Raw genomic sequence first — 23,221 nt, forward strand, 5'->3', positions numbered from 1 at the left:
AAGCAGCTACGATTTATGTAGCTGCTTTTTATTTAATGTTTTGCGAAATTTAAAGTTAATTGGTAGCAATAATATTATTATGTATAGTGGAAGCCACATTAAAGCAACTCGATTGATTATAAACGAATCCTTACATAATACTAGTAAGCCACATAATAATGTGAAATATATTGAAAATTTAAATAAATAAGTTAATGAATTATTTTTATTTACAAATATACTTATTAAAAGCTTTATGGCAAATACAATTGTTAAGATAGTACCTACAATATTTCCTAAAGAAAATAGTATTAGATATAATGATCCAGATTTTAAGAACTCAGGGAAAATAGGATCAACAACTATATGAATAAATGTTTGAACAAATATATTAATTACAAAGGTAATTCCACTTCCATATAAATTTTTTAATGCTATTTGTAGATTAGACATTTGACCATCATTAAAGCCTAAGAACATAAGCTCACCATTATTAAACTTAAAATTGGAGAAGAATAATAAAGTTAGTATAATTATTAAAAAATAAAGTATATCTTTAATTGTAATAATTTTTTTATCATTTTTATAACAAAATATTAATACTACTGGTAATATCAATGGCAAATATCCTCTAATAGGAAATATTAATAATAAAAATAATAATAATTTTTTATAATTAAGAGGCTTTTTTAATGAATAATATAGAATTATTATTAAAAGCATTAAAATAATATTATCTCTCATTAATATTGTATTAGTAAGTATATAGCCAGGTAATAAACTAAAAATTGATACAGTTATCAAGGATTTTTTTTCATCTAAATATATTCGTGCTAACTTGTATAAATATATACTTGTTGGTATGTATGCAATTAATTTTATAAGTATTAAATCAACTACACTATTAACTCCTACAAATCTAAGTAATGCTAAAAAGATTACAAATATGTTTTTGTATCCAAAACCAGGAATATCTGCACCAGTTATATATTCATAGGCTGGAAATGAACCTTTTAAAAGATCTAATAATTCACCATTTTTTAAATGTTCACTTAGCAAAGCAGATTCAAAAAAGTATCTTTCTTCATCACAAAAATAAGAACCAGCCACATCTCCAAATAAGATTCCATATTTAAATCCAGAATTAATGTTATTGTAATAAATTAATATGGTAATAAGTGAATATATTCCAATAAAAATAGAAGTAATAGTAAATAGATTTTTATTTATTATGTTTTTTCTATATAGATAGTAAGAAATACCCATAAGAAAAGCAATAAGTATAACTGACAAAAAAGTCATAATGAGTTCCTCCCACAATAAGTTAATTATATGTGATTTTATTATTAAATAATAGTTTTCATTCTAAAGTATTTTAAGTATTGACTATATTAGAAAACTGTAAACATGCACTATATACAATATAACTATAAATTATAATTAAGTAAAGATGATATGAGGAATAATTATTGAAATAATATTTTATTATGCTATTATTAATTAATAGGCTATTTTAATTGTTAGAGAGGTATTAGTAATGAAAGTAAGGAAAGCGATTATTCCAGCAGCTGGGTTAGGTACAAGATTTTTGCCAGCAACTAAGGCACAACCAAAAGAAATGTTACCAATAGTTGATAAACCAACTATTCAATATATTATTGAAGAAGCTGTAGCATCTGGAATAGAAGAAATATTAATAATTACAGGAAGAAATAAAAAATCTATTGAAGATCATTTTGATAAATCTGTAGAATTAGAATTAGAACTTGAAAAGAATGGTAAGATAAAAATGCTTGAAATGGTTAGAAATATTTCTGATATGGTGGATATTCACTATATAAGACAAAAGGAACCTAAAGGATTAGGGCATGCAATACATTGTGCTAAATCTTTTGTAGGGGATGAACCATTTGCTGTAATGTTAGGTGATGATGTGGTGGATAATGATGTCCCATGTTTAAAGCAACTTATGGATTGTTATGATGAGTATAAGACAACAATTTTAGGTGTACAAGAAGTAATACCTGAAAATGTAAATAAATACGGAATAGTAAATGGTATACATATTGAAGATAAAGTATACAAAGTAAAAGATTTAGTAGAAAAACCTTCAATAGAAGAAGCACCGAGTAATGTAGCTATTTTAGGAAGATATATAATAACTCCTAAGATATTTGAAATATTAGAAAATACTAAACCAGGAAAAGGTGGAGAAATTCAATTAACAGATGCTTTAAAAACTTTAGTGGAAAATGAAGCTATGTATGCTTACAATTTTGATGGAAGAAGATATGATGTAGGAGATAAATTAGGTTTCTTGCAAGCAACTGTGGAAATGGCTCTTAAGAGAGAAGAGTTAAGAGATGATTTTATTAAATATTTAGAAACAAAGCCATGGGAAAATAAATAATTATAGAAGGATATATAAAGACTATAAAAAGTTTTTATATATCCTTTTTGTTATAAAAAGGATATAATTAAATTGTATATGTTAAAAAAATCAATATATGTTAAAAGTATTAAATTATGAAATGAGTGTAGTTATATGGATAAGCTTTCTGTGATAGTTCCTTGTTATAATGAAGAAAAAGCCATACTTTTATTTTATAAGGAATTTTGCAAAATTTATAGTTGTATGAAAGATGTTGAATTTCAAGTAATATTTATTGATGATGGATCTAGTGATAATACGTTAAATGAAATTAAAAAGATAGCCGATGGAGATGAATGTTGTAGTTATATTTCGTTTTCAAGAAATTTTGGAAAAGAAGCTGCGCTATATGCTGGTTTAAATAAAGCAAGTGGCAATTACATAGCTATGATGGATGTAGATCTGCAAGATCCGCCAATATTATTGCAAGAGATGTTTTATTTTATAAAAGTTAAAAGATATGATGCTGTTGTAGCAAGGAGAGTAAATAGGAAAGGAGAGCCTATAATACGCTCTTGTTTTGCAAGGCAATTTTATAAGATTATTAGAAGGATATCTAAAAATAATATTGTAGATGGTGCAAGAGATTTTAGAATGATAACAAGGCAAGTAGCTGAAGCAGTGCTTGGTATGAATGAATTTAATAGATTTTCCAAAGAGATGTTTAGTTGGGTTGGGTTTAAAACTAAATGGATTGAGTATGAAAATAAAAATAGGATTATAGGAGAAAGTAAGTGGTCATTTATAAAACTGTTTACTTATGCCATTAATGGAATTATGGCTTTTTCAACTATACCTTTAAGTATAGCAACAATAGCAGGTAGCTTATTTATTGTGGTATCAATGATTATGATTTGTATATTTATTATAAAGATTTTATTTTTTTCACAAAAAGTTGGTGAATTATCATTGTTAATATTGGCAATGTTTTTTATTGGAGGAATTCAATTGTTTTGTACAGGAATTGTAGGGCAATATTTAGCAAAGGTATATGTTGAAACTAAGAAGAGACCTATTTATATTATAAAAGAAGAAATTTAGATAATAATTAGCTTTTATAAAGTGAATATAGGGTATATTAGATTGTTTTTAAACAGTCTAACACACCCTATATTTTTTAATTTTAACGAGGAATTAAACCAATCTTTTTTTGCATCTTTCTAAGAAGTTTCATAGAAACGTAATTAGCTTTTTCAGCACCTTCTTTGTAAATTGCTTCTAAAGCTTTCTTATCACTCATAAGCTCGTTAAACTTTTCTTGAATTGGAGCTAATTCATTGATGATAACTTCTGCGGTATCTTTCTTTAAATCAGCATATCCTTTTCCTACATATCTATCTACAACTTCATCTGGAGTAACATTTTCAATAGCACAGATAATATCTATAAGATTTTTAACACCAGGTTGTTCTTCAGTGTAATTTATTACACCGATACTATCAGTAACAGCTCTAGCAATCTTTTTTCTAATAACGTCTGGTGAATCCATAATCAAGATGTATGAATTAGGGTTTTCATCAGATTTAGACATTTTCTTAGTTGGTTCTTGAAGACTCATTATTTTAGCACCAGTCTTTGGAATATAAGGTTCTGGTACTTTAAATGTATCGCTGTAAGTTGTATTAAATCTTGAAGCTAGAGTTCTTGCAAGTTCTAAATGTTGTTTTTGATCTTGCCCTACAGGTACTAAATCAGTATTATATAAAAGAATATCACAAGCCATAAGTACTGGATATGTAAATAGACCAACACCGATAGATTCTCCCATTTTTTTAGATTTATCTTTATATTGAGTCATTCTGCTAAGCTCACCCATGTAAGTAGAGCAACTTAATAGCCAGCAAGCTTCACTATGGGCAGGAACATGTGACTGAATGAATAATGTATTTTTAGCTGGATCGATTCCAGCTGCTAAATATATAGCTAAAACTTCAAGAGTTCTTCTTCTTAAATCTTTAGGTTCTTGTTTTACAGTTATTGCATGTAAATCAACAACACAATAATAACAGTCATATTCATCTTGTAGCTTAACCCAATTTTTAAGAGCTCCTAAGTAGTTTCCGATTGTTAAGTTACCTGATGGCTGAACACCACTAAATATAACTTTTTTATTTTCTGTTGTATTTTCCAAAAAAAACACCTCTTTTCATATTTTACGTAATTACATATTAGTTTAATTATAGAAGTAGGAAAAATTTATGTCAACGATTTAAATAAATAATAGAAAAAGCAGCCTAAGAGCTGCCTTTTGTCTAGTATTTCTTATCTCTGTTCATTTTTTGAGTTTTTCTTGCTTTTCTGCATTCTGGGCAACGAACAGGATCATTTTCAAATCCTTTTTCTTTGTAAAATTCTTGTTCTCCTACAGTAAAAATAAATTCTTTTCCGCAGTCCTTACAAGTAATTTTTTTATCTTCCATTTTTAACCTCCTCAAAATTTATAGGGCTTATTGACACTTGATACATAACCCTTTAAATATGAAGGGGTACTTTCTAATGATCATATAAAATCCTACTAAATTTCATTTATAATATTATTATATACATATATTTCCAAAAATGCAATTGAATTGTTTGTTGGAAATAATTATGCCTTTTTTGAAGATTTCATTGAAAAAGCTGTAAAAGCTATCAATGGAATCAATATAAAGAAGAATAGATTGCTATAATTATAGTATTTCAAAATATTAAATAAAATATAATTATTTTTTGAGAAAAGTGAAGCTAAAATAAAAATAATTATAGAATATGTAGCAATATATATTTTGTCATTTTTAATATATTTTTTATAAATAATATATATTCCATATGTACTTAAAAGATATTTTAAAAATAATCCTACTATAGCTTCCATTAAGAAAAATAATTCACCAAAATCAATGAATCCACCTAATTGAATGCGTTGACTCATGGTATATTCAGGGTAAAATAAATTAGCGGCTCTAGATGGTCCAAAGCAAGAAATAATACCTATTATTGAATATACAGAGTATAAGGCTATAGTACATAAGGCAATAAGGCTATGTTTTTTTAAATTATCTGCTTTTGTAAGATGCTTCAAATATGGTAGTGAAATAGCAAATGATGAAATGCATCCTAATAAAAGTAGAATACAATTAAAATAGTTTCCTATTGTTAAATTGTTTGTAAAAATCGGAAGGATATACTTAGTGTTTTTATAAGGCTCAGAAAATATGCTTAATATTAAACAGTTTACTATAAAAGAAATAACATTTATCGTAGTGAAAATTAATATTGTACGAACCTTTTTTCTTATTAAAAATAATGAAGGTAATAGGAAAAATAAAAGTATATACCATTGAGGAGTAGGTAGGAAAAAGCAGGTTTTAATGCAATTAGCTTCTACCATAGCTGCTTCCAATGAAGATAAAAATAATCCTATAGCAAATAAGAAAAGTAGAATATTTCCCATAGTTTTAGATAGACCGATGGTGAAAATATTATTTATATTGTAGTTTCCTTTTCTTGCTATTATATCTAATAGATAAGTAGCAATGCCAATTAATAATATAAATGCTGCAATTAAGCATATCCAAGTATCTCTTCCCCCTATGGTAATAAATTGTGAACAGTAAATTTTAAGACTTACAAAGGTTACTGCATATATAAAAATTATATAGTGTTTTGTTGATATTTTATTTTCATTCATCTCTCCACCTCGTATATATTTTAGTATTCTAAAATAGTATTCTCAAAAAAATGAATATTAAACACTATGGGAGGAATAATATTCTTAGGTGATGAATTATGAATAAAAATATCGATTATTTAAAGGAAAGGTTTAAAGACTGCTTTGATGTTAAGTTTAGAGAGTTATCTACTATACTTGGAAATGGGACAGTGGTATTTATTGATGATTTATGTAATAGTCAATGGATGATGGAGTATATGATACTTCCTCTTAGAGGGTTTGGAGAACTTAAGGGAGAAGAAGGTATTAGTACTCCAAAAGATTTAATAGATAAAGTTTTAGATATGAATATGACTGGTATAGCCAAGGATGTAGATGATGCAATATTTCATGTTTTAAGCGGAGATGTAATATTAGTATTAAATGATTATGAAGAGATAATATACAGTGAAGTAAAGAACATGGTAAGAAGGGGAATTGGAATACCTGATACTGAATCTGTATTGAAGGGACCAAGAGAGGGATTTAATGAGCTCATAGTAGATAATGTTGCTTTGATAAGAAGAAGGCTTAAAAATCCAGATTTGAAATTTGAAGCTGTATATGTTGGAGAAAAATCTCAAACAGCTGTAGCCATAACATATATAAAAGGAATTGTAGATGAAAATGTACTAGAGGATATAAGAAAAAAAGTTAAAAGTTTAGATTTAAGATTTGTACTAGATTCTAATTATATTGAATGTAACTTAAAGAAAGAAAATTCATTTTTTGATACAGTAGGATATACAGAAAAACCTGATGAAGTTTGTGCAAAAATCTTAGAAGGAAGGGTAGCCATTATTGTTGATGGCACATCATTTGTAATAACTGTACCTTATTTTTTTATGGAAAATTTTCAAATGCCAGATGATTATTATGTAAATAAATATTTTACTAATTTTAATAGGGTATTAAGATGGATTGCCTTTTTTATAGCTTCATTTCTACCAGGATTATATGTAGCAGTAATAACTCATCATTTCTCTATGATACCTACATTATTTATATTTAGGCTTGCTGTATCAAGGGCTGGAGTTCCTTTACCAACTTTTGTTGAAGTAATAATAATGATGCTTGCTTTTCAATTTATAAAAGAAGCAGGAATAAGATTGCCAAAGGCCATTGGAAGTGCTATGAGCATTGTATCAGCATTAATTTTAGGAGATGCAGCAGTTGGTGCTGGAGTAGCATCAAGAATTACCATAATTGTAGTAGCTATAAGCACATTATGTTATTTTCTAATACCAAAACTTTATGGAGCAGTATCATTTTGGTCAATAGTTATTGTTTGTTTTTCAGCATTGCTTGGACTTCCAGGATTCCTTTCAGCTTCGCTTATTTTTATGACTCAGATATGTGAGTTAGATTCTGTAGGATATCCATTCCTATTCCCATTAGGAAGCTTAAGTGAATATAGATTCAAAGATATATTGTTTAGAGGAAGTTTAAATAGGATATCAAGAAAAATAATTGGAGTAGGATGTGATAAAGATGGCAAAAAGAAATAAAATATTCAAAATACTTATCATCTTACTTATTCCATTAACTTTAACAGGTTGTTTTAATTATAGGGATATAAACAAGGTAACTTTTGCAACAAGTATGATTTTTGATACAGATGATTTGAGTCAGGTGATAGTATATCTAGATTGTATTAAGCCTTATAGAAGTACTAATGAAAGTTCTGATAAAGGTAGAAGGCTTATTTTTAAAGGTGTAGGAAAAACTACAGAAGATGCTTTAGAGAAAATTGATAATTTCTCCAGTGCTAAGCTAAATTATAGTCAAGTAAAAGCATATATATTTACAGAGAAGGCAGCTAAAGTAGGAATTAAAAAATATTTAGATTTAATAAATAATTATGGTGAAATGCAAATAAAGCCTAGTGCATTTATTTATTATGGAGATGTTGAAGAATTGCTTAAAGCTACGTCTGGTGATGATGAATTCTTAGGTATGTATTTAAATGATATAATGAATAAAAAACCATTTAATAGTCTTTCACTTCAAGCTAATGTAAATTATTATTTAAGCAATAGACTTATGGGAGATAATACATTGTTACTTCCAGCAGTAAATTTAAAGAAGGATGTTTTAGACCAAAAAGTTCAAATAAATGGTTCTGGTATATTAAAAGACAATGTACTTGTTGAAAAGTTGGATCAGGAAGATACATTATTATATGAACTTATGATGGGAAGTGTCTATGAAGGTACATTTGAAATTGGTAATCCTAATACGGACACTGATTTTATAAGTTTAGATGTTTTATCAAGTTCTGAAGATAGTATGTTGAGATTTGATAATAATAAATTTACTTTGGTAAAAAATATTGAGGTTGATTTGGAAATTTCAGATATTCAAGGAGAGGCTATTGTAGATAGTGAATTTATAAATTATATAAAAGTTAATGAAGAAGAATATATTAATAGTTATATAACTCAATTGTTTAATAAGTATAAAGAAAAGGGAATAGATATATTTAATGTTTATAGAATGAAGGAAATTTATTATGGAAAAGAATCTATTGATGACCCTTTAAGTATTTGTGATTTTGAGGTAAATACAAAAGTAAACATAAATGGAACTGGATTATCAAAAAATGCTTTATAAATATTAAAAAAAAGATGAAAAATAAAATAAAAAATAAAAACTTGATATTTTTACCAATAAAGGGTAAAATTATATTAAGTTAAATTAAAATATAGATAATATTACTATTATATTATCTATATTTTTTAATGTAGCTTTTAATTTTTTTATGTTAATTATTGAGAGGTTTAAAATGAATAATACTATTAAGGCATATGATTATATAAATGAAGAATTTAAGCTATATAAGGATGAAATGGAGAAAAAAGTTAAAATATTAGAGAATATAGTTGAAGTTGAATTTTATCTAAATAGTATTGTAAGCAAATCGGATTTTTTTAAAGAAGTAAATAATATTATAATATCCGCACTAAAAATTGATTATAGTACCATATATTTAATAGAAAATGATAAATATGTAGCTAAAGTATCAAATAATAAGTTTAGTATGAAGGTATTAGAAGAAAAGTATATTTACCTATATGACGGTATTGATGTATCAATTTTTAATATGGAATATGAAAATAGTAAGAATAATATCACTAATTCTAAGTCAATAATGCTGATTCCTTTAATATTAGGGGATAGGATTATTGGATATATATTTTTAGAACATTCGGAAAAGGGATATTTTAGTTATAAATACCAAGAATATATTAAGAAAATGGCTAATTTGATAGCTGTAGCTATTAAAAATGCAGAGTTATATAGAAAATTAAAATTAGCAGCAAAAATTGATTATCTTACAGGTTTATACAATAGAGATTATTTTTATAATAGAGTAGCTAAGAGTAGTAGAGATAGAAAATATTATGCAATTGTTATGATTGATATTGATAATTTTAAGAGTATAAATGATGAATATGGACATCCTGTAGGTGATATTGTTATTAAAAATATTTCACAGATAATTATGGATAACATTAGGGAAAGAGATATTGCTGCAAGATATGGAGGAGAAGAAATCATACTATATATTGATAATGAGCAGGTAAATGAGGAAGAGATATATAATATGATTGATGATATAAGGAGAAAAATAGCTAATAATAGCATTATAATAGAAGAGGATATAATTAAGGTAACTGCGAGCTTTGGTGTAAGTTTTAGCAAGTCAGAAGATCACATTGATGATGTTATCAAGGAAGCAGATAGGCTTTTATATAAAGCAAAAAGTATTGGAAAGAATAGAGTTATTATACATTAATATAATTGTTGCATGTCTATTATAGAGTAATGTGATTATAGATATGCAGCATTGTTATTTTATTTTCATAAAAACTTAAAAATAGTTGGAACATTTTCAGTATGTTTTGAATATTATATAGTACAGGAAGGTATAAATTTATAGAGAGCTGAAGAAAATGTTGTTATAAATATGGGCGATTTTTTCATTTATATATAGAATTAATTAGTGAATAATGCAAAGTAAATTGAGAATAATAATTTTAAGTAAGGTAAGTGCTTTAATATTGTTAAATGTTAATTATAATGATGATTTAATCATCATTAATAAATAATCATAGAAATAAGGAGTGGTTCCAATGATACAAGTTTTTTGTGCAAGGAGAGGTTCTGGAAAGACTAAAAGGTTAATAGAATTAGCTAACCACCAACAATTAGAAGCTAAGGGAGATTCAGTTTACATTGATGATGATTCAAGACCAATGTTACAGCTAAATAGATCAATAAGATTTGTTGACACGATGGAGTATGAAGTAAGAGATTGTAATGATTTTTATGGCATGATTTGTGGTATAATCTCATCAAATTATGATATAGAAAATATATATGTAGATGGGTTATTTAATATAATCAATTGTACAATGAAAGAATCAGCCAAATTAATAAAAAGAATAGCCAATTTAACTGATAGATTTGGAATAAATGTATATATTAATATAAATATTAATGGCAGTGAAGAGGTGCCTGAAGGAATAAAACAATATGTAGCATAAAAATGAAAGAGGTCAGTAATGATCTCTTTCATTTTTTAAAATAACATTTTCTTGATAAAAAACGTTGTTATAAGATATACTGTATATAGTGATTTACGTAGGAGGTAAAGTTAAGATGGCTAATGTTTTAGATGAATTATTAGAACGTGGATACATAAAGCAATTCACACATGAAGATGAGACAAGAGAGTTATTAGAAAAGGAAAAAATAACTTTTTATATAGGTTTTGATCCAACAGCTGATAGTTTACATGTTGGACACTTTATAGCAATGATGTTTATGGCTCATATGCAAAAGGCAGGTCATAGACCAATAGCATTACTTGGTGGTGGAACTGCCATGGTAGGAGATCCATCAGGAAAAACAGATATGAGATCTATGCTTACAAAAGAGCAAATTGAACATAATGTTTCATGCATTAAGAAGCAAATGGAAAGATTTATAGATTTTTCAGATGATAAGGCTATATTAGTAAACAATGCTGATTGGTTATTAAACTTAAATTATGTAGATTTCTTAAGAGATGTGGGAGTACACTTCTCAGTAAATAGAATGTTAAGTGCAGAATGCTTTAAGCAAAGACTTGAAAAGGGACTTTCATTCTTAGAATTTAACTATATGTTAATGCAAGGATATGACTTCTATGTATTAAATCAAAAATATAACTGTAAGATGGAACTTGGTGGAGATGATCAATGGTCGAATATGATTGCTGGTGTTGAACTTGTTAGAAGAAAAGCTCAAGGTCAATCTATGGCAATGACTTGTACACTTTTAACAAATAGCCAAGGACAAAAAATGGGTAAAACAGTTGGTGGAGCTTTATGGTTAGATCCAGCAAAAACATCTCCATTTGAATTCTTCCAATATTGGAGAAATGTTGATGATGCAGATGTTGAAAAATGCCTATCATTATTAACATTCTTACCAATGGAGGAAGTAAGAAGATTAAGTGCTTTAGAAGGTTCTGAAATAAATAAAGCCAAGACAGTACTTGCTTATGAAGTAACTAAACTTGTTCATGGAGAAGAAGAAGCAACAAAAGCTAAATCAGCAGCAGAAGCATTATTTGCTGGTGGAGTAGATATGAGCAATGTACCAACAGTTACTATAAGTGCTGAAAGCTTTGGTAAAACAGTTCTTGATATTATAGCTGAAACTAAAATAGTTCCATCAAAAGCTGAAGGAAGAAGATTAATCCAACAAGGTGGTCTTTCATTAAATGGAGAAAAAGTTACAGAAGTAGCAAGAATATTTACAGAAGAAGATATTCAAGATGGATCTGCTTTAATTAAAAGAGGAAAGAAGAATTACACTAAAATAGAAGTACAATAATTCAATAAATAAAGGAGATAGAAATTTTATCTATCTCCTTTATTTTATATAGTTGGATTATTTCACTGAATATATAAATAAGAAGTTTAGAAGATAATATTTTTTACGATAACTAAATTAGATACTTAAATATGGTTAGCTAAGCCATAATGAATGGAGGGGTGAAAAATTAATAATATATCAACATTTACTTATGGAAAATATATAACAACAGAAAAGGTGAGCTTTAGAGGAGGCTATGAATTTAATCAAGGAGATACTTTAAAAGGAAGAGTTATTAAGGAGGATTCCCAAAGTAATAAGGTTACCATAAAATTAACTAATGGAATGGAGATAGAAGCTGAACTGCAAGGTGAAGTGGATTTAAAAGGTGGCTTATTAAATTTTGAAGTAGCAGAATTAAAAGATAATATGTTGTTTCTTAAGCTAACTGCTAATAATACGGAAGTAATAAATGAAGAAATTGCCAAGGAAAGTATTGATGAGATAATGAACTTTATCTTGAAAGAAGGTTTAAAGAAGGAAGATTACAATATGCTTAAGGCTATGGTGAAATACAATATACCTCTTACTAGGGAAAATATTACTACTGTAAAGAGCATAATGGAATTTAGTGATAAGATGAATAATAATCCAGTAGAAATAAAAAATTTTATAAATTCTTATTTAAATAGTAGGGATATTGCAGCAAATAGTAAAGAAGGAGTTTATGTATCACAAAAGCTTTATGAATTCTTTGAAGCTTTTTCTAAGACTAATTTACAAGAAGTACTTCTATTCTTAGAAAATGACATTGAATTTACTAAAGAAAATTTAGAGAGTTTTAATAAGTTATTTAATAATGAAAATGCTATGGAAAAAGTAATTAATGAGGTTAATGAAAAATTAGGTAATGCTATAGCAATTGAAGATAATACTTTAAATAGAGAAATTTTAGAAAAAACATTAAAGCAAGAATATTCAAAAGATGTTATTGATTATAAGAATAATAGCAATAATGACATTAATGATATGAAAGAAGTTAAAGATATTAAGAATATTAATGATATTAATGATATCAAAGATATTAAAGATATTAAAGATATTAAGAATATTAATGATATAAAAGATATTAAAGATATTACAGATAATAATATTAATAATAGTAGCATATTATCAAAAAGCTCAACAGGAAAAACGATTCAAGCAACATTAATAAAAGAAAGTTCAAAGGATAATATAATTAATGATGGTGCAAAAAGTGATTTTTTTATGGAAGATGATGTTAAAGAAATCATTAAAGTACTAAAAAATGAAAATAAGTCCATGGTTAATGAGAATAAGTCTGAACTTAATATTAATAAAGAAGTTTTAAGGGAAAGTATATTAAAACATACAGGAAAAGAAGTAAGATTAAATGATGCTGAAGCAAAGTTATTGGAAGTTATAATTAATAAAGATGAAATTAAAGATAAAGAAATAAATTTTATAAAAAATTTATTTAATAGTGTAGAAAGTAGACAAAAAGGTGAAGAAAAAGAGTTAAAATCCAATGATATAAGAGAAAATATATTTAATATAAGTAAGGATTTATCTAAAAATATTACAGAAAAATCTGAAGGAGCTAAAGAGGTCATAAGAAATATAATTTCTAATTTAAAAGAAAGTGACGAAAATTCTTCGCAAATTTTAAATATAATGAAAAATAGTATAAATGATTTAAAGTTATTCAATAAAATTAATGATCAATATTATTGCTTAGATGTACCAATAAATTTTAAGGAAAATGAATATCCATGTAAGCTTATTATTAAGGATGATAGGAAAGAAGGAAAATCTATAGATAGCAGTAATTTCAAGGTGGCTATATCAGTTAAAACAGTAAAGCTTGGCACAGTTGATGCTCTTTTAAATGTAAAAAATAGGAACATTGATTTGCAATTAAAATGTGATAAAAGTGTTATGAATTTATTTGTTATTTCAAAGGAGAAGTTAAAAGAAATAGTTGAATCATCAGGATTCAGTACTAAAATAGAAATTGTTGAAAGGACAGAAGAACTTCAACTATCGTCTTGTAGAGAATTTTTTAATGATAATAATATTGCGGCAGTGGATATTACAGTATAAGATAGTAGGTGGAATATAGTGCAAAATAGAAAGAAAGCTGTAGCTTTAAACTATGATGGAGCTAATGCACCAATAGTTACTGCAGTAGGAATGGGAATTATAGCAGATAAAATATTAGAAAAAGCAGAAGATAGTGAAGTTCCAGTGGTTTTTAATAAGGAACTGACAGATTTATTATGCAATGTTGATGTAGGAGATGCTATACCAACAGAAGTTTATGAGGCTGTAGCTCATATAATTGCTTATATTACTGAATTAGATAGCTCTTTATAGGAGGTTGAAGTTAAAAGATGGCATTATATGCGATATCAGACTTACATTTAGCTTTAAATGTTGATAAGCCTATGGATATCTTTGGAGAAAGATGGCTTAATCATGACGAAAAGATAAAGGAAAATTGGATTAGTAGGATTACAGATGAAGACACTGTACTTATAGCAGGCGATATATCATGGTCTATGAAAGCGGAAGATAGCAAGGTTGATTTAGACTGGATAGATAGTCTTCCAGGAAAAAAGATAATTTCTAAAGGAAATCATGATTATTGGTGGAGCAGCATAAGCAAGTTAAATGCAATGTATGAAAATATGAAGTTTATTCAAAATAATTTTTATACATATAATGATTATGCTATTTGTGGAACTCGTGGATGGGTATCGCCTGATAGTGAGAAATTTACAGAAAAAGATGCAAAAATATATGCTAGGGAAGCCATAAGATTAAGGTTATCTTTAGAAAGTGCAAAGAAATTAGGATATTCTAAAATAATTGTTATGATTCATTATCCGCCATTTAATGAAGGTTATGAAGAGTCAGAATTTATGAAGATTTTTAAAGAATATAATGTAGAAAAAGTTATTTATGGACATTTACATGGATTAGGAAGATTTAAAGCAAAAACTGGAATAATAAATGAGATAGAATATATTATGACTTCTTGTGATTTTATTGATTTTAATCCAGTAAGAATTTTATAAGTAATGGGGATATCTCAAAATAAAATAGGTTATTTTGAGGTATTTTTATTTTAAATAGAGAATAAGAAATTATTTTAAAAAACAATTTTTAAACAAAGATAGTGAAATTTTGTTATAATAGTAATGAAGTAACATGAAATTTACAAAAGTTTTTATTTTATAGTAAACGATAAATAAGGGTGATAAAAAGAATGGCTATTCAAAATTGGAAGAATTTTTTAATGGCTTATGAACAAGCTGTTGATGAATTAAAGGTGAAGTTAAGAAGCATAAGAAAAGAGTATAGAAGAAGAAATGAATATTCACCAATTGAATTTGTAACAGGAAGAGTTAAGGAAGTATCAAGTATATTAGAAAAGGCTAATAAGTTTGAAATTCCTTTAGATAGGCTGGAACAAGAGATGGAGGATATAGCTGGTATAAGAATTATGTGCCAGTTTGTTGATGATATAGATAAAGTGGTGGAGCTTTTAAGAGTAAGAAAAGATATGCAAATACTTTACGAAAAGGATTATGTAAGTAATGTTAAGTCAAGTGGATATAGAAGTTATCATGTAATTATTAAGTATACAGTTAATATGGTTGATGGGGCAAAGGATATATTGGCTGAATTTCAAATAAGGACATTAGCAATGAACTTCTGGGCAACGGCAGAACATTCATTAAATTATAAATATAAGCAGCATATACCAGAGGAAATAAAGGTTAAGCTTAAGAAAGCTGCTGATGCAGCCTTTGAATTAGACCAACAAATGCTTGAGATAAAGGATGAAATAAAAGATGCACAAAAATTATTTGAAGTTAAATCAGATATTATTTCGTCTATTATGAATAATATTTTAACATTAATATCCTTAGGTAAGGTTGCTGAAGCTACTAGGTATGAAGTTCTTTTAAATAGGCTTATAGAAGAGGGAGAAGTTTGGGAATTAAATAATCTTCTTGATATAACGAAAAAAGATTTGGAAAGGTATAAAGACAACTAAAATATTGATAATAAATAAAATACAATAAAAATATAATCATGCACAGGATCATTTTATGGTTGCAATGGAAGTAATTACTTTGGTAGAAAGAATGATTAAATTATATAAGATTATATATAAAGAAGTAGATGAAGAAAATAATAAACTACATACTACGTAGTTTATTATTTCTATATATTTTTTTTATGTCAGTAAATGTTTTCAGAAAAAGTTTAAGGAGGAGTTTAGAATGAAGGTATTATTTGTTTGTGTTCAAGGTTTAGCTAGTGCTATAGTTATTAGTTCATTAAAGAAACAAGCTAAGAAAGAAGATATTGATATGGATATTCTTGCTGTAGGTATACGTGAGTTTGAAAAGGAAATAGAAAAGGGATGCAATCTAGCAGTTATAGCACCACAAGTAATGCACAAGTATGATTATTTGAGTAAGATATCCAATGATAGAGGAATACCATGCATATTAGTAGATAAAGATATTTATGGGTCAAGCTCAGAGATGAATCTTCTTAATATGGTTATGAAGGAAATAAAGTAAATAAAGTATTCATAAGACATTAACGTAGTTTTTTCTATTGGGACCTAGCATTAAATATTTATGATATAATATTGATGGGGGTGTACTATGAAAGATAAGATAACTAAAAAGGATAAATGTTTTATAGCAATATTGACTATTTTATTTATAAGCTTTTTCCTAAATTGCTATCAAGTTATAGTAAACAAAAGATATAAAAGAACCATTGAATTGACTTGTTATGGAAATATTGAGGAGATAAGGATAAAAAATGAAAGTGTGCTTAGTATTTTAGATAAATGTATTAAGGCTAGGAATATTAGTAATGAGGAACTATTAAAACTGTATAAAAATTATTCAGCTATTGCTAATGCTGAAATAGATCTATTGGAATACTACTTAGAATATAGAGATAACCCTAATATAAAAACCAGCAATAAAAATGTATCCATTGAAAATAAAAATATTAATGGCATATATTGGCAAATAGAAGAGGTTATTTATAGTTATATTAAAAGCAATTTAAGTGAAAAAACTGAAAGTATGAAAATTAATGATGATAAGTTAGAGGAAGTTAGTGTGCTAAAAGAAATGGCAGAAAAATTAAATGAATATTACATAAGTTTTTATAATGAAAATTGCTCAAATTTAGACGAAGATTCTAGAGCTGATAAGATAATAAAACATGCATATTGGATTAATATATTAAAGGAAATACAAAATATTAATGAAGAATATATTGATTATGAGTTTTCTAATGAAAACATTAGTTAATATTGAATTATGAATTTTGGAATAAATTCATTAATGGAGTTAGAATAATATTTAAAAAATCAATTAAAAAAGAGTGCCACTAAGCACTCTTTTTTAATGACCGCAGCCACCTCCGCAAGAACCGCATCCACCTGCAACTTCGATAACTGGTTTAAGAGATAATCCTCTTCCATCATTTTCTTCAGAAGAAAGTAATTTAAATCCACCAAATTCATCAACTAATTTGCTTTCAGCTATGAAAGTTATATCATTCATTGTTTCAACAACATCATTTTCATTTGCTTCGTCAACAGTTATATTAAAAGCTGGACCACTGCATCCAAAACCTGCTAAGTTTATTCTAATACTATATTTTTCCACTTCATTTTCATCTAAGAAAGCTTTAAATTCTTTATATGCTTCTTCGCTTACTAAAAACTTATTCATATTATCACCTCAAAAATATTTTTCCAAATTATATTCATAGTATACCATATTACTCGGAAATAGCAAGGAATTTTTAAAAGGAGTATATGAGAGTAAAGGACATTTTTACAAAATTATAAATTATATTGAAAGTTAAACAAATTAACAATATAATAAACCTATGTATATTGGCTAAAAATGTTGCTAAGAAAGGAATTGTTTGATTTGAAGCCCTTTAATAATAGTTATGTTTTAGAAAAAATAGATGAATATAGCAAAATAATTTCACCAGCTAAGGTTGGTAGCTATGAAATAAAAGCAATTGATGGATTAAAAGGAATAATACAAGGCTATTTATATGCTAAAGAAGGAGAAGTTAATAAACCTATATTAGAACTTCATGGACCAGAGCATATATGGATGAGACTTACTCCTTTAGAAGTAGAAGGTGCGTATTTTTCAATAAAGAGAGCTCATGGAAAAGTAGGTGTAGTTGGCTTAGGGTTAGGCTATACTGTTTGGGAAATGGCTAAGAAAGAAAATGTTAGTGAAGTAACTGTTTATGAAATAAGCCAGGAAGTAATTGATTTGTATAATAAGAATTTTGCTGACAATCCTAAAATAAAAATAATTCAAGGAGATGCCTATACTGCAGAAAAAGATAAATTTGATTTCTTTTATGCAGATATATATGAATACAAATTAACTTCACAAGTAGTAGATGATTATGAGAAGTTTAATAGGCTTCATGAAATAGAGGAATATGCTTTCTTTGGTATGGAACATTTCTTATTAAGCTGTAAATATGAAGAAATCGTATGGGTTTACATACCTGAAAGTTGGATGGAAATGAGTAAGGATGCTTACAGAGCATTAGGTGAAGCAGGATACCTTTCTTATTATACTGCATTAAATGAAGAATTAGTAAGTCAATTACTTGCTAAATTTAAACCAGTGCTAGAAGAGCTTAGTTAATTCATAATAATCAAATAAAAAAAGAGTGATTAGGCACTCTTTTTTTATTTTACTACTATATTAACAAGTCTTCCTTTGATTACTATGACTTTAACAATATTTTTACCTTCTGTAGCAGCAAGTATATTTTCATCAGTTAAAGCAGCTGCTTTAATTCCTTCTTCATCTAAATCAGTAGATACATTAATCTTAGATTTAATTTTTCCGTTTACTTGGATAGCTATTTCTACTTCATCTTTAACAAGAGCATTTGGATCAAATATTGGCCAAGCTTCGTTAAATACTGAGTATTCACCAGTTAATAGATTCCATTGTTCTTCAGCAAAGTGAGGAGCAAATGGTGCTAAAGTCTTGATGAAGTCTTTGCATACAGTCTTTAAGAAGTCTAAGTTTTTAGTTTCTTCTTGAAGATATTTAGAAAATGCATTAACAAATTCCATCATTCTTGCTATAGCAGTATTGAATTGCATCTTATCAGCATCTTCAGTAACACCTTTAATTGCGTTGTTTAACCAGAAGTTTAATTCTTTTTCAGTTTTATCAATAGTGATTTTATTGTTTTCTCCATTAGCAATAGCTTCTCTAGCTAAATCTAAGTATCTTTCAATTCTATCTACGAATCTAGCAACAGATTTAATTCCATCATCACTCCAAGCTCCACCTTCTGTGTAAGCAAAACCAAACATTAAGTACATTCTAAATACGTCAGCACCGTATTCTTTAATGTAGTCATCTGGAGAAATAGTATTTCCTTTAGATTTTGACATCTTTAATCCATCTGGTCCTAAAATTAAACCTTGGTGAGTTAAGCTCTTAAATGGTTCGTCAAAGCTTAAGTATCCCATATCTCTTAAAGCTTTAGTGATAAATCTAGCATATAGTAAGTGCATGCAAGCATGTTCAGGTCCACCAACATATTTGTCAACTGGTAGCATTTTGTCTACTAAGTCCTTATCGAAAGCTTTTTCTGAGTTTTTGTTATCTACATATCTCATTTGGTACCATGAAGAACATACGAAAGTATCTAATGTATCGCATTCTCTTTTAGCTGGTTTACCACAGCATGGGCAAGTAGTATTGATGAATGATTCACATTTAGCCAGTGGAGATTTTCCATCAGGTGCAAATTGAACATCATATGGTAATTGTACTGGAAGATCTTTTTCTGGAACTGGTACAGTACCACAGTCTTCACAGTAAATCATAGGGATTGGGGCTCCCCAGTATCTTTGTCTAGAAACTAGCCAGTCTCTTAATCTATAATTAACTTTTGATTCACCTAAGTTATTTTCTGCTAATTTAGCAACAATTTTTTCTTTAGCTTCTTCAGTAGTTAAACCATCAAATTGTCCAGAGTTAACAAGTACTCCGTATTCACAGTATGGAAGTTCAACTTCTTCACCTTTTTTGTTAGTGATAACTCTTTCTATTGGTAAGTTAAATTTAGTTGCAAAAGCAAAGTCTCTTTCATCGTGAGCTGGAACAGCCATAACAGCACCAGTACCATAAGTAGCAAGTACGTAATCACCAACCCATACAGGTACTTCTTTACCGTTTATAGGGTTTATTGCATATGAACCAGTGAATACACCAGTTTTTTCTCTTGAAAGAGATTGTCTTTCTATATCAGATTGCTTTTTAGCAGCTTCTTTGTATTCTTCAACGGCAGTTTTGTTTTCTGCAGTAGTTAGTTCATCTACTAATGGATTTTCAGGTGCTAAAACAACATAAGTTACACCATTTAATGTATCAACTCTTGTTGTAAATACATCAAAGCTAGTTGCTGAATTTTTAACTTTGAAAGTAACTTGTGCACCAGTAGATTTTCCTATCCAGTGTTTTTGCATAGCAACAGTTTTTTCTGGCCAATCTAAAGTATCTAATTTTTCTAATAACTCATCAGCATATTCAGTTATTTTAAAGAACCATTGAGTTAAGTCTTTTTTAGTTACTTCAGTAGAACATCTTTCACAACATCCTTCATGAACTTGTTCATTAGCTAAAACTGTATTACATGATGGACACCAATTTACAGGGGCTTTCTTTCTGTAGGCTAATCCCTTTTCATAAAGCTTTAAGAATATCCATTGAGTCCATTTGTAGTATTCAGGAGTGCATGTGATAACTTCATTTTCCCAGTTAAACATAGCTCCCATAGCTTTTAATTGATCTTCCATAGTCTTGATATTTTTTTCGGTAGAATCCCATGGATGAATTCCTGTTTTAATAGCAAAGTTTTCAGCTGGTAGACCAAAGGCATCAAATCCCATTGGTTGGAATACATTGTATCCTTGCATCTTCTTTAATCTTGCCCATGAATCAACTGGACCATAATTGAACCAGTGACCAGCATGTAATTGACTTCCAGATGGGTAAGAGAACATTTCTAAAACATATAATTTTTCTCCTTCTTTATTAGGATTAAATTTATAAAGTTCAGTTTCTTCCCATTTCTTTTGCCATTTTTTATCAATAGCAGTTCCATAGTTACTCATTTTAAAATCCTCCCTAGGTTAATTGATAATTGAAAATTGATTATGGATAATTGATGTAAAAATTCCTCAGGAGTTTCATACATAATTCTAACTTTTCAATTATCTGCTTTTAATTAAATAAAAAAGCTTCCATCTCTATATTTAAGAGACGAAAGCTATTATTTCGCGGTACCACTCTTATTAGAAAATCAAAAAAAGATTTTCTCACTCGAAATCGTTAACGGGAATCCCGTACTTGCTTTTGACAAGTAAGTTCCAAGACAAGTTCCTATAATGTAAACACTGTTTTACACCTTCCAACAGTTCTCTTAAGATTACAAGGTTATAGTACTACTTCTTTTCAACACTTTATACTATATTATTTGTTTTTTATTATATAGTAATTAAGAAAGTTAGTCAATAATAGTGATAAAGCCTTTTTATAGGAATTTCAATATATGATATAATATGTTTATTACATACCAATATAGTATATAATTTAAGAAAAATTTAAAAAAAGAATATACTATATTATATATTTTTTAATATATGGTAAATATTGTTTTGTAGAAGGAGTTAAATAAGGGTATAATCGTAAATAGTTTATGAACATTAATATTTTGTAAAAATAATGCTCGTGTATAAGTGAAAAATTCTTGTAAATACTAAATTAGAGAGATAAGAATAAACTAACTGATGAAAGAAAAGGAGATTTTTATGGCAATTTTAAATAGCATTATAGGTATTTTATTTATATTTGCAGTGGCATACTTATTATCAAATAATAAGAAGCGTATAAAATGGAGAACCATAATAATTGGATTTTTAATTCAATTTGGATTTGCATTAGCCGTTTTAAAGTGGAGTGTAGGTAAGTATGTTTTAAGCAAGGTTGCTCTTGGAGTACAATCAGTTATCGATTATGCTCAAGAAGGTATTAGTTTTGTATTTGGTTCACTAGCTAATGATGGAAGTATATTTTTTGTTAATGTATTATGTGTAATAATATTTATATCCGCAGTTGTTTCTATACTTTACTACTTAGGAATAATGCAGTTTGTTATTAGAGTTATAGGGGGAGCTTTATCTAGGCTTTTAGGAACTTCTCAATTAGAAACAATATCTTCATCAGCAAATATTTTCTTAGGTCAAACAGAGGCGCCACTTTTAATTAAACCTTATGTTTCAAAGCTTACAGAGTCTGAATTGTTTGCAGTAATGGTTGGTGGATTAGCATCAGTTTCAGGTTCAATATTAGTAGGATATTCAATGCTTGGAATTCCAATAGAATACTTAATTTCAGCAGCATTTATGGCAGCACCAGCTGGTCTTATAATAGCAAAAATTCTTTGTCCAGAAACAGAGCATGATAAGGTTCAAAATGAAGTTGAAATGATTAAAGATAATTCAGCAAATGTTGTTGATGCAGCATCAAAGGGTGCAATTGATGGGTTAGGTCTAGTTCTTAACATAGCAGCTATCATTTTAGCATTCGTTGCAGTTATAGCATTAATTAACGGTTTAATTGGTTGGATTGGAGGCTGGTTCGGTGTATCTGACTTAAGCTTACAAGGAATATTAGGGTGGATATTCTCACCAGTAGCAGCGATAATAGGTGTTCCGTGGGGAGAAGCTGTAACAGCAGGATCATTAATAGGTCAAAAATTAATATTAAATGAATTTGTTGCATTTAGTAATATGGCACCTTTATTACCAGAATTATCAGCAAAGACTACAGCAATAGTAACATTTGCCTTATGTGGATTTGCTAATATTTCTTCTATTGCTATTTTAATAGGTGGTATAGGTGGAATGGCTCCAAATAGAAAAGCTGACATAGCAAGATTAGGATGGAAAGCTGTTTTAGGTGGAACACTAGCAAACCTTCTAAGTGCCACAATTGCAGGACTTCTTTTAACTATATAGTATAAAAAATCACATGGCAAAAGATCAATGTTATTAAGTTAATAAAATTACGTTAGTAATTGCTAAAGAGTATGATATAAAAAAGTATCATGCTCTT

The 23,221-nt window shown here is 27.8% G+C and carries 21 protein-coding genes and 1 other annotated feature; of the genes, 15 read left to right on the top strand and 6 right to left on the bottom strand.

The annotated features are described in order from the left end of the window. Positions 1-6: 6 nt before the first annotated feature. Entirely contained in the window at positions 7-1,281 is a 1,275-nt protein-coding gene (locus tag Q5O29_RS10330; protein WP_022212866.1) for a glycosyltransferase family 39 protein, read from the bottom strand. A 235-nt stretch (positions 1,282-1,516) separates the two neighbouring features. On the opposite strand from Q5O29_RS10330, the gene galU reads away from it, so the two are divergent. Further along, positions 1,517-2,389: a UTP--glucose-1-phosphate uridylyltransferase GalU gene (gene galU, locus Q5O29_RS10335; protein ID WP_022212867.1), complete on the top strand. Its 873-nt coding sequence runs from the start codon at positions 1,517-1,519 to the stop codon at positions 2,387-2,389. A gap of 135 nt (positions 2,390-2,524) precedes the next feature. Further along, positions 2,525-3,451 (top strand): glycosyltransferase family 2 protein, encoded by a 927-nt coding sequence (locus tag Q5O29_RS10340; protein WP_022212868.1) that lies wholly within the window; start codon positions 2,525-2,527, stop codon positions 3,449-3,451. 82 nt (positions 3,452-3,533) lie between these two features. On the opposite strand, the gene trpS is transcribed toward Q5O29_RS10340, so the two are convergent. The 3 genes from trpS to Q5O29_RS10355 form a co-directional block, all read right to left on the bottom strand. Beyond that, positions 3,534-4,541, bottom strand: a complete 1,008-nt coding sequence (gene trpS, locus Q5O29_RS10345; RefSeq protein WP_022212869.1) for a tryptophan--tRNA ligase — start codon at positions 4,539-4,541, stop codon at positions 3,534-3,536. Positions 4,542-4,662: 121 nt separating this feature from the next. Beyond that, positions 4,663-4,830 carry a zinc-ribbon domain-containing protein gene (locus Q5O29_RS10350; protein ID WP_022212870.1) on the bottom strand — a complete coding sequence of 56 codons (168 nt, stop codon included), beginning with the start codon at positions 4,828-4,830 and terminating at the stop codon, positions 4,663-4,665. Between the two features lie 167 nt (positions 4,831-4,997). Then, positions 4,998-6,080 carry an endospore germination permease gene (locus Q5O29_RS10355; protein WP_022212871.1) on the bottom strand — a complete coding sequence of 361 codons (1,083 nt, stop codon included), beginning with the start codon at positions 6,078-6,080 and terminating at the stop codon, positions 4,998-5,000. A 98-nt stretch (positions 6,081-6,178) separates the two neighbouring features. On the opposite strand from Q5O29_RS10355, the gene Q5O29_RS10360 reads away from it, so the two are divergent. From Q5O29_RS10360 to Q5O29_RS10415, 11 genes are all read left to right on the top strand, one after another. Then, positions 6,179-7,609 carry a spore germination protein gene (locus tag Q5O29_RS10360; RefSeq protein ID WP_022212872.1) on the top strand — a complete coding sequence of 477 codons (1,431 nt, stop codon included), beginning with the start codon at positions 6,179-6,181 and terminating at the stop codon, positions 7,607-7,609. Beyond that, entirely contained in the window at positions 7,593-8,714 is a 1,122-nt protein-coding gene (locus Q5O29_RS10365; RefSeq protein WP_022212873.1) for a Ger(x)C family spore germination protein, read from the top strand. Before Q5O29_RS10360 ends, Q5O29_RS10365 begins: the two co-directional genes overlap by 17 nt. Positions 8,715-8,886: 172 nt before the next feature. Then, the gene (locus Q5O29_RS10370) at positions 8,887-9,900 is read left to right on the top strand and encodes a sensor domain-containing diguanylate cyclase (RefSeq protein ID WP_022212874.1); all 1,014 of its coding nucleotides are present in this window, start codon (positions 8,887-8,889) and stop codon (positions 9,898-9,900) included. Between the two features lie 337 nt (positions 9,901-10,237). Continuing rightward, complete coding sequence (locus tag Q5O29_RS10375; protein ID WP_022212875.1) at positions 10,238-10,651, top strand: hypothetical protein; 414 nt, start codon at positions 10,238-10,240, stop codon at positions 10,649-10,651. Positions 10,652-10,766: 115 nt separating this feature from the next. Then, positions 10,767-11,987 (top strand): tyrosine--tRNA ligase, encoded by a 1,221-nt coding sequence (tyrS, locus tag Q5O29_RS10380; RefSeq protein WP_022212876.1) that lies wholly within the window; start codon positions 10,767-10,769, stop codon positions 11,985-11,987. Positions 11,988-12,206: 219 nt separating this feature from the next. Further along, on the top strand, positions 12,207-14,093 hold the full coding sequence (locus tag Q5O29_RS10385) for a hypothetical protein (RefSeq protein ID WP_022212877.1): 1,887 nt from the start codon (positions 12,207-12,209) through the stop codon (positions 14,091-14,093). A gap of 18 nt (positions 14,094-14,111) precedes the next feature. After that, the gene (locus Q5O29_RS10390) at positions 14,112-14,366 is read left to right on the top strand and encodes an EscU/YscU/HrcU family type III secretion system export apparatus switch protein (RefSeq protein WP_022212878.1); all 255 of its coding nucleotides are present in this window, start codon (positions 14,112-14,114) and stop codon (positions 14,364-14,366) included. A 17-nt stretch (positions 14,367-14,383) separates the two neighbouring features. Beyond that, the gene (locus Q5O29_RS10395; RefSeq protein ID WP_022212879.1) at positions 14,384-15,070 is read left to right on the top strand and encodes a metallophosphoesterase; all 687 of its coding nucleotides are present in this window, start codon (positions 14,384-14,386) and stop codon (positions 15,068-15,070) included. 191 nt (positions 15,071-15,261) lie between these two features. Continuing rightward, positions 15,262-16,056, top strand: coding sequence for a GTP pyrophosphokinase family protein (locus tag Q5O29_RS10400; protein WP_022212880.1), 795 nt, complete (start codon positions 15,262-15,264; stop codon positions 16,054-16,056). Positions 16,057-16,285: 229 nt separating this feature from the next. Next, entirely contained in the window at positions 16,286-16,591 is a 306-nt protein-coding gene (locus Q5O29_RS10410) for a PTS sugar transporter subunit IIB (protein ID WP_022212882.1), read from the top strand. 87 nt (positions 16,592-16,678) lie between these two features. Continuing rightward, positions 16,679-17,344: a hypothetical protein gene (locus Q5O29_RS10415; protein ID WP_022212883.1), complete on the top strand. Its 666-nt coding sequence runs from the start codon at positions 16,679-16,681 to the stop codon at positions 17,342-17,344. A 93-nt stretch (positions 17,345-17,437) separates the two neighbouring features. Here Q5O29_RS10415 and Q5O29_RS10420 read toward each other — a convergent pair whose 3' ends face one another. Continuing rightward, on the bottom strand, positions 17,438-17,770 hold the full coding sequence (locus Q5O29_RS10420) for a HesB-like protein (protein WP_022212884.1): 333 nt from the start codon (positions 17,768-17,770) through the stop codon (positions 17,438-17,440). Positions 17,771-17,974: 204 nt separating this feature from the next. Between Q5O29_RS10420 and Q5O29_RS10425 the strand changes: the two genes are divergently transcribed. Next, positions 17,975-18,724, top strand: a complete 750-nt coding sequence (locus Q5O29_RS10425; RefSeq protein ID WP_022212885.1) for a hypothetical protein — start codon at positions 17,975-17,977, stop codon at positions 18,722-18,724. 44 nt (positions 18,725-18,768) lie between these two features. Here the strand turns inward: Q5O29_RS10425 and leuS are convergent, their stop codons facing one another. Then, the gene (gene leuS / locus Q5O29_RS10430; protein WP_022212886.1) at positions 18,769-21,219 is read right to left on the bottom strand and encodes a leucine--tRNA ligase; all 2,451 of its coding nucleotides are present in this window, start codon (positions 21,217-21,219) and stop codon (positions 18,769-18,771) included. Positions 21,220-21,360: 141 nt separating this feature from the next. Further along, positions 21,361-21,572 (bottom strand) — a binding site (T-box leader). A 343-nt stretch (positions 21,573-21,915) separates the two neighbouring features. Between leuS and Q5O29_RS10435 the strand changes: the two genes are divergently transcribed. Further along, a complete protein-coding gene (locus Q5O29_RS10435; protein ID WP_022212887.1) occupies positions 21,916-23,124 on the top strand; it encodes a NupC/NupG family nucleoside CNT transporter in 1,209 nt (402 codons plus the stop codon). Positions 23,125-23,221: the final 97 nt, after the last annotated feature.

The sequence above is a fragment of the Clostridium sp. CAG:265 genome, assembly GCF_000436575.1.
Taxonomy (GTDB): Bacteria; Bacillota; Clostridia; order Clostridiales; family Clostridiaceae; genus Clostridium; species Clostridium lentum.